This is a genomic window from Treponema sp. UBA3813, from assembly GCA_002368605.1.
Classification (GTDB): Bacteria; Spirochaetota; Spirochaetia; order Treponematales; family Treponemataceae; genus Treponema_D.
Genome location: DFEB01000007.1, coordinates 37,045 through 44,156 on the forward strand (window position 1 = coordinate 37,045; position 7,112 = coordinate 44,156).

A 7,112-nucleotide genomic window follows, 5' to 3' on the forward strand; every position below is an offset into this window, starting at 1 on the left:
CTTCTGAAAGTGCTTGGTTTATAATTTTCAATTAACTTATGTACTAATAGTACTGTAAATAGGGGAAAAATATGAAACTAGCTAAAAAACTGATGTTTTCATTCGTAATGGTTTTTGCCTTTCTTTTATTGTCATGCGCTAATGAGGATGAAAAATACGAAACACCAGCTTCTGTAGATTATTCCAATGTTGCAGAAGGCGATATGCTTACAATTGACGGAGTAGAGTATGTTGTTCTTGCAAATACATATAAGTCATCTTCTTCTCGTTCAATTGTTGAATCTTCACGAAGAGTAAACCTTAGCGGTAATTTCAGTGAAAAAGTAAAGGATTTGGTCTATCGCTATATGGACTTAGCGGATGTAAAGACAATGCTTTCTGAGATAGGAGTCACAGAATACATACAAGTATGGTCTGTGAGCGCAAGCCAGAATCAGATTTACCAAAAAGATGGAAAAATAATTGCATCTGACTACCTGTATTTTTACAATAAAAACGGCATACGAATCGCAAACTTGCAACTTAGATGGACTTCAGAGAAGTTGTATGCGGCAATAAATCCTTCTGATACAACCCCTATTGCATTTTTTGAAAGTGAAGCTGGACTTTCCAAAAATAATTCAGAAGCAGATGCGGACTATAACTATACTGATTCTGATGTTGATATTGATAAATTTGCCGAGTTCAGAAAAAACTATGATGCTCAGGCTATTGTCGTTCGTTCCTCTCCAGAGAATGTGAGTGCGAGCCGAATTACTGAAAAGAGAAGGGCTGATTCTGGTTTTACATATACAAACGAAGGAAAAGTTAAGAGCTACGCCCTGAGTGACAGAGAAAGCTATACCGTATACGCACTTTATCACTGGATTGATTCGGAGGCGCGCTCAAGCCTTAAATACAGTCCTGAAAAGACTTCTGGAACAAACAAAAGTTTTTATTTTGCCCTTAATCAGGCTAATAAAGATATGAAGGAAATATACAGAGCCTCTGAAAGTATTACTGATTTAACTGATACTTCAGCTCCTGGAAAAGTTAAGGTAACAGTAAAATCTACTGGAATGGGGTCAAAATCTGCTGATCCAAAATCAACAGAAAGCACAAACTCCATTGATGTAGAAAGTTTCTCAGGCTCTTCGACAAAAACACTAATCGCTTTTGCTACCCAGATTTCTGGTTCAGCTATAACTTCTCCTGTAAAGTATAGGATAAAAATTAAAGAAAAGAACTATAAAAAAGAAAAATCATTTTTGGAGCAAAGCGTAGAAGTGGAAAAATACGAATATGATTCAGTGGCTTCCGAAAGTTCCGGTTCACCTGTGTTTGCCAGCACCTCTACTTCGTTAAAAAAGGAAGAAAGCATCCAATACACCATGGCTGAAGCAATCTCTCAGTTTATGAGCGATTATGTTTATTTCGCCACTGACACGGTTACAATCAACGAGTATGAAATTCCTTCGTATATTCTGGTGAAAGCACCTTTTCCTGAAGGAGCGGATCATAACAAGGATTACACTCTTGTAAAACTTGTACCAGAAGAAAAAAGCGTAACTGTTGGTAGCACAGAACATGCGGCTTTCGTATACAACCTGGAGCAAAGTGAAACTGTAAGCGGAGTAAGCGGAATGAAAGTTCCGTCATTTGTAAAGACTTATTCAGATGCTTTTGAGAAAGTTTTCGGTTCTGGCTATCAGAATGACGCAGCTTTCCCATCGGCATCGTAAAATAACCGCTAATATCACTAAATCCCCTGAAAGTTTTCCTTGCGGGGATTTTTTTGCAGGACATTTTTCTCCGTGCGCTCAGTGTACTCTGTGAGAAATTTTTGATAAAATCCAATCCATGAAAAAAAATTCTGTCGTGATATATAAAAATCTTCCTGCCCTTGTGGGAGAGCGGGATGGAGATAAATTTCTAGTAAACTGGTGCGTCTCTCGTGCCACTGCCTCCGGGAAAAAGGCCGTTTATGCCAGCCAGAAAGTCCGTGAAAAGGATGTGATTATTTTGTGCGAGAGCGAGGCTTCCTCAATTGATGCCCTGCTTGATTTCGCTGAATCGGCTCTGGCTGAGAATTCCGAGGTGAAAAGTCAGATTTCCGAAACCCACGAGCTTTTGCTGAGCGATGACGAGACTGCCAAAGCAGAGCAAGGCTTTAAGGACTTGGTGGAATTGCTCCGGGGAGAGTTAAAGGCAAATGAATCATGGGGGCTTTATTCTGCCCTAAAATCCTCTTTTGAATTTGAAGAAATCCTTCGTGACGGGCAGATTTTCTTTATTCCTCGTTCAATAGAAAAAATCGATGAACTGAAAAACAAGGCGTTTGAGAAGGAGCACGCTGAGGAAATCCGTGCGGCCTTCATCGAGCGTCTTAAAGCCAAAAATCTTCTTCCCGAAGACTCAAAATATATGGGTGATGTTGAGGCTTTGGCTCTCGGCACCACTGACAAAAGCAAGACCATGAAGGACGCGGGCTTTAAGGAGACTCCCGAAAAGGCTCACAAACTTCTTCTTGATACAAAAATCTGGAATATTACGCGAAATCCTTATCCGATGAGGCTTGGTTTGAGCGCAAAAAGCGCCACTGTGTCTCTTGGAACTCCTCCTGAAGAAGAAAGAATCCGCCTTCCGGGGGTGTCCTATGCCATCGACAGCCAATGGTCAACAGATCCTGACGATGCCATTGCCTTTGACGGAGAATTTTTGTGGGTTCATATAGCTGACCCGGCATCTTTTGTTGCACCGGATTCTGAAATTGACAAGGTGGCGCGGGGCAGGGGAGCGACTCTCTATCTTCCTGAAGGAACTGCCCGCATGTTGAGCGAGGATTGCCTTGAAGACTATGCCCTTGGCTTGCGGGAAGAAAGCCGTGCCCTGTCATTTAAAATCAAACTGGGTGAAAACGGTGATGTGGAAGATTGTGAGGTTTTGCGCACGATTGTTGATGTAAAGCGCCTCACTTACGAAAAGGCTGATGAACTTAAAGACAGCCCTGAGCTAAAGCCTCTTTTTGATATCGCCCGCCGTAACGCTGAGCGACGGAGCAAGGCCGGGGCGGTGAACATTTCTATCCCGGAAGTGCATATTTCCGTAAACCCTGAGACAAAAGAAGTGACTTTTGAGCCTGTTGCCCACTGTGAAAGCGGTGAAGTGGTTAGGGAAGCCATGGTTCTGGCAGGTGAGGGAGCTGCGAAATTTGCCTTTAAAAACAATCTGCCCTTCCCATTTATTTCTCAGGAGCTGCCTGAAATCCCGAAAGAAATTCCAGAAGGCTTGGCCGGCCAGTTCCGCCTGCGTAAGTGTATGCGTAAGCGCAATGTTAACATTACTCCGGCAAGTCACGCGGGTTTGGGCGTTGGAATGTATTCCCAGGTTACTTCCCCCTTGCGCCGTTACGGGGATTTACTGGGGCATGAGCAGCTCCGCGCTTTTTTGAAAGGGGAAAAACTCATTGACAAGGACACCATGCTCATGCGTATGAGTGAGGGGGATGCCGCCATGCAGGCCAGCAAAAAAGCCGAGCGCAACAGCCGTCAGCACTGGACTTTGGTTTACCTCTTGCAGCACCCCGACTGGCAGGGCGAGGCAATCTGTGTGGACAAGCAGGCTGGTAGAGCCTTGTATTTTATCCCCCAGTTCGGCATGGAAACTACGATTGGCGGTGAGGCTCCGGTGGATTTGAACGGAAAGGTCACCCTCAAGACTGGCAAAATCGACCTGCCCAATCTTGAAGTGACTTTTTCATTTGTATAAATCTCTAAAAAGTTCTATTATATAGGCGAATTGGAAGATTGTTATAAGATTCTCGGAGTGCGCCATGACGCTACGGCGGCAGAAATCAAGCGTGCTTACCGTCAGAAAGCGAAAGTTTTGCATCCAGATGCCTCTCAAAACTCGGCGACTACGGAAGAATTCCGCCAGCTCGTCAAAGCTTATGAGATTTTGTCTGACGCGAAGCAACGCTCTCTTTTTGATGAGTCTTATTTTATCCGCCGTTCTCAGAGCCGTTACAATCGCTCGGTAAACTCTTTTGATTACCGAAAATGGCTTTCTGCCCGTAATGACGAAGAAAGCCGGGCAAAACTGATTTTCTTCGACCTTATGCACAACCGTGAGGACGATGCTGTGGCCGAGTTTAAGCGCATGAGCATGAATCACGCCGGCTTCCGTCTTGCAAAGTGGTTTACCCGCGAGGATTTTATGGACTACGGTTTTATCCTCGCCGAAGAGCTGGTTTTGCGTCAGGAATATTATGATGCTTTCATTCTGCTTGAACAGATTATCCGCATGGAGTATTCTTATGCCTACTTCCGCCTCTTTTTTCCGGAAGTCATGGAACTTGCGGCCAATGTGCTGAAAAATCATCTTGAGGGCAAAATCCCCGATGAACTGGCACTGGATTGCTGGGAGCGGGCTCTGGAGCTGGGCTTTGGAAAAAACAGCGATGCGAACTTTTTACGGAAAATGGCCGCCGCCTACAAGCGCATGGGCGACACTTCCACTGCGCGGATTTGCGAAGAAGAAGCCAGAAGAATTGGCAATTAGCAATTATGCGCCGCATGGATGCGGCGAAAAAGCACAGAGAGAAAATTCTGTTTGCCTTTAGGTGAACAGAATTTTCTCGTGCGAATAAAAAATTACAGGATGTAATTTTTTTTCGAAAAACAGTCAAGGAGATATAGATTTTTATGATTCGATTAAAGAATGAAAAGGAAATTGATGGCATCCGTAAGTCTTGCCATGCCTTGGCGGATTTATTCCGCGAAGTCGTACCCCAGGTTCATGCTGGCATGAGTACAAAGGAAGTTGACGATCTTTGCGTCAAATTCATCAAAAGTATTGGCGGAACGCCGGCCTGGTACCGGGAAGATTTCCCAGGGGCTGCTTGTATCAGTATCAATAACGAAGTCATTCACGGCATTCCGTCCCGAAAACGCATTATCCACGACGGAGACATTGTCTCCCTTGATATCGGAATCGACTTGGACGGCTACATTTCCGACTCAACCCACACTGTCATGGTGGGAAATGTAAAGCCTGAAATCAAGCGTCTTGTTAAAGCGACCCGTGAAAGCCTTGTTGCTGGAATCGCGGCTTGTGTCGCAGGGAACAGAATCCGGGACATTTCAAACGCTGTCTACAATGTGGCCAATGGTCGTTATGGTTACGGCGTTGTCTACGATTATTGCGGTCACGGTGTCGGTCTTGATGTGCACGAAGATCCCAGCATTCCTAATCTTCCTGAAGGCGGCCCGAACCCGCGGATTCAGGCGGGTATGGTTCTTGCCATCGAGCCGATGATTAATCTGGGCACGGGTGATGTGGATTTGGCAAGCGACGGCTGGACAGTCCTCACTTCTGACGGAAAATGGAGCTGCCACGAAGAGCATACTGTTGCGGTTTTCCCTGATCATACGGAAGTCCTCACGGCTTGCGATGACTTAATCTGCTAATAACAAATTTTTATGTAACTAACGAAGCCTCCGGGATTTTTATTATTAGAAATTAAAAATCACTCTACTGGAGGCTTATATATGAAAAAAATAACTAAACGACTCTTGGCGGGAACAGCAGCTTGTGCTTTTGCATTTGCTGCTCTTTCTCTTTCTTGCACCCGTGTTCAGGTTCAGGGAAGCGCGGCTACGGCCTTTGCGGACACTTCAAAACCTGCGGTTACGATTCCGTCTGAATCTCTCAAGGTTATCGAGGCCTTGCAGAATTCATTCCGCTCAATCTCTTCGGGCGTCCTTCCTTCTGTCGTTGAAATCGATGTAACAGAAAAAAAAGAAGTTCAGTCAATGAATCCTTTTGAGGGATTTGACGGCTGGCCCTTTGATTTCTTCTTCGGAAACCCAAATTCTGACCGGGATCCTTCAAAAAACAACCGAAAGCGTGAGTACGAGCAGAAAGGGCTGGGCTCTGGCGTAATCGTTCGCCGAACAGGAGACACGGTTTATGTCCTTACAAATAATCATGTCGCCGGAAAAGCGACAAACATTACCGTTAAACTGAACGATGGTCAGGAATTTGAAGGAAAGCTTGTTGGAGCTGATGAGCGGCAGGATATCGCCCTTGTTTCATTCGATGCAAAAGACGCTCAGAATGTCGTGGTCGCTGCCCTCGGTGACAGTGACAAAGTGCAGACTGGCGACATCTGTCTTGCCATGGGCGCTCCCTTGGGCTACCGTCAGTCGGTCACTCAGGGTATCGTAAGCGCAACAGGCCGAAGCGGTGACCAAATCGGCAACATGAACGACTTTATTCAGACTGATGCAGCAATCAACCAGGGAAACTCTGGCGGTCCTCTCGTAAATATCTACGGTGAGGTAATCGGAATCAACACTTGGATTGCTTCTGGTTCTGGCGGCAGCGTAGGCTTGGGATTTGCCCTTCCGATCAACTCTGTCAAAAAGGCAATTGACGACTTCATTTCAAACGGAAAAATCACTTACGGCTGGCTGGGCGTTTCCCTCGTGGATGTCACAGACGAATACAAATCAGAATTGGGCGTAAAAGGACAGAAAGGAGCTTTTGCTTCACAGGTCTTCCTTAATTCTCCGGCTGCAAAGGGTGGCATGCAGGCTGGTGATTACATTATCGCTCTCAACGGCAAGAATATGAACAGCCAGAGCGAACTTATCCGTGAAGTCGGTTATCTCCCGGCTGGCAAAAACGCTGAATTCGTAGTTCTCCGTGGTGGAAGCAAAATCACTCTCACTGTTAAAATCGAAGAGCGAACGGACGAAGTTTCAAATGACAACGCAAAACTCTGGCCGGGCTTCATCGCTTCACCTCTCAACAAAAAATTGCGGGAAAGCCTGAAAGTTGACGACAAAATCAAGGGTGTCGCCGTATCCAATGTGCTTGAAAAGTCTCCGGCTGCGGCTCTCCGTATCCAGAACGGAGACATCATTACGGCGGTCAATGACAAAAAAATCTCTAACCTCAAGGAATTCTATGAGGCTCTTGATTTGAACCGCAACAAGGAAATCTGGTTTGATGTTTACAACGACGGACACACGATTTCTACAGGAAAATACAAATTGAACTAATCAGTAATGTCAGAGTGTTCCACGGAAAAATCACAGATTTTTCCGAGACTCGCTCAAAACCTGTCT

Annotated in this window: 5 protein-coding genes; all 5 read left to right on the top strand. The window is 45.3% G+C overall.

Annotated features, from left to right (window positions below):
• Positions 1-71 precede the first annotated feature (71 nt).
• The 5 genes from B2089_RS00645 (at position 72) to B2089_RS00665 (ending at position 7,046) form a co-directional block, all read left to right on the top strand.
• Positions 72-1,721 carry a hypothetical protein gene (locus tag B2089_RS00645; RefSeq protein ID WP_296324889.1) on the top strand — a complete coding sequence of 550 codons (1,650 nt, stop codon included), beginning with the start codon at positions 72-74 and terminating at the stop codon, positions 1,719-1,721.
• Between the two features lie 118 nt (positions 1,722-1,839).
• The gene (locus B2089_RS00650; RefSeq protein WP_296324886.1) at positions 1,840-3,747 is read left to right on the top strand and encodes a ribonuclease catalytic domain-containing protein; all 1,908 of its coding nucleotides are present in this window, start codon (positions 1,840-1,842) and stop codon (positions 3,745-3,747) included.
• 30 nt (positions 3,748-3,777) lie between these two features.
• Positions 3,778-4,539, top strand: coding sequence for a J domain-containing protein (locus tag B2089_RS00655; RefSeq protein ID WP_296324883.1), 762 nt, complete (start codon positions 3,778-3,780; stop codon positions 4,537-4,539).
• A gap of 143 nt (positions 4,540-4,682) precedes the next feature.
• Entirely contained in the window at positions 4,683-5,447 is a 765-nt protein-coding gene (gene map, locus B2089_RS00660) for a type I methionyl aminopeptidase (RefSeq protein ID WP_296324881.1), read from the top strand.
• 81 nt (positions 5,448-5,528) lie between these two features.
• Complete coding sequence (locus B2089_RS00665) at positions 5,529-7,046, top strand: Do family serine endopeptidase (RefSeq protein ID WP_296324878.1); 1,518 nt, start codon at positions 5,529-5,531, stop codon at positions 7,044-7,046.
• Positions 7,047-7,112 lie beyond the last annotated feature (66 nt).

Bases quoted from the DNA above. Each gene is read 5' to 3' on its own strand.
- B2089_RS00645 (WP_296324889.1), top strand. From the start codon at position 72: ATGAAACTAGCTAAAAAACTGATGTTTTCATTCGTAATGGTTTTTGCC.
- map (WP_296324881.1), top strand. From the start codon at position 4,683: ATGATTCGATTAAAGAATGAAAAGGAAATTGATGGCATCCGTAAGTCT.
- B2089_RS00650 (WP_296324886.1), top strand. From the start codon at position 1,840: ATGAAAAAAAATTCTGTCGTGATATATAAAAATCTTCCTGCCCTTGTG.
- B2089_RS00665 (WP_296324878.1), top strand. From the start codon at position 5,529: ATGAAAAAAATAACTAAACGACTCTTGGCGGGAACAGCAGCTTGTGCT.